The following is a 765-nucleotide window of genomic DNA, read 5'->3' on the forward strand; positions in this document are numbered from 1 at the left end:
CGCCGACCGCGCCAACATCGCCCACGCCCGACGAGACCTCCTCAACCGCGACGACGTCTTCACCGCGTACGGCATCTAACTGAATCCGACCAAACCGGACAAAGATCAACAACGCCGGGGCCCTGGGGCACGCCTGGGAGCGGTCGATCAGCGAAGCGTTGCTGTTCGAGAGTGCGTGCAACGGGCTGTCGGGCGAGGTGAGCGAGGACGGCTGGGCTCCGATCAGCATGTGCTCGCTGTCCAGCGGGCTGAATTGGATCGTTGGACGCAGCACTGCTTCTGCCTCCGCTGCAACTCGGCACTCGGGTCGGCGGTGACGCCCCCAACTATCGCCGTGACGGAAGTGCAGTTGCGCTGGCCATCACGCAGAAGTCGTCTCCGGGCGATGGCTGGCCCGATCGGACGCCGATGTTGATCCCGCGCTCTGATCTCGCTGTTTCCGACCCGGGGTAGCTTGACATCCGAGCCGCCGTGACTCAGACGAGGTGGACCTGAAGCCTCTGTCGCGGGTGCTGAGATGTAACGGGTCAGGTTCCGTTCGCCCGGGGGTGCGACGTCCGCACGGATGGCAGCTGCAGGGTCGCGGTCTCGTCGAGCTGCAGCCGTTCGGTGGGGGCGTCGGCCGCGGCGAGCTGGATGGTGACGGCGTCGGCGCCGGCCGGGGCGGGGACCCGCCTCCGCCGCGCCGCGCGGCTCAGGGCGGCGGTGATGCGGTCCGGGACGGTGCTGTGCTTGCGGCCCAGCGCGGGCTTCTCGACGAGGTAC

Annotated in this window: 2 protein-coding genes; both read right to left on the reverse strand. The window is 68.6% G+C overall.

What is annotated here, in order from left to right:
- Positions 1 to 274, reverse strand: a 274-nt coding sequence (locus KME75_RS42115; protein ID WP_219420669.1) for a hypothetical protein, incomplete at its 3' end; no start/stop codon positions are given.
- Between the two features lie 253 nt (positions 275 to 527).
- Positions 528 to 765: hypothetical protein (locus KME75_RS42120; RefSeq protein WP_219420671.1), on the reverse strand; the 238-nt coding region annotated here is incomplete at its 5' end.

Source organism: Pseudonocardia nigra (assembly GCF_019396355.1).
GTDB classification, from domain to species: Bacteria; Actinomycetota; Actinomycetes; order Mycobacteriales; family Pseudonocardiaceae; genus Pseudonocardia; species Pseudonocardia nigra.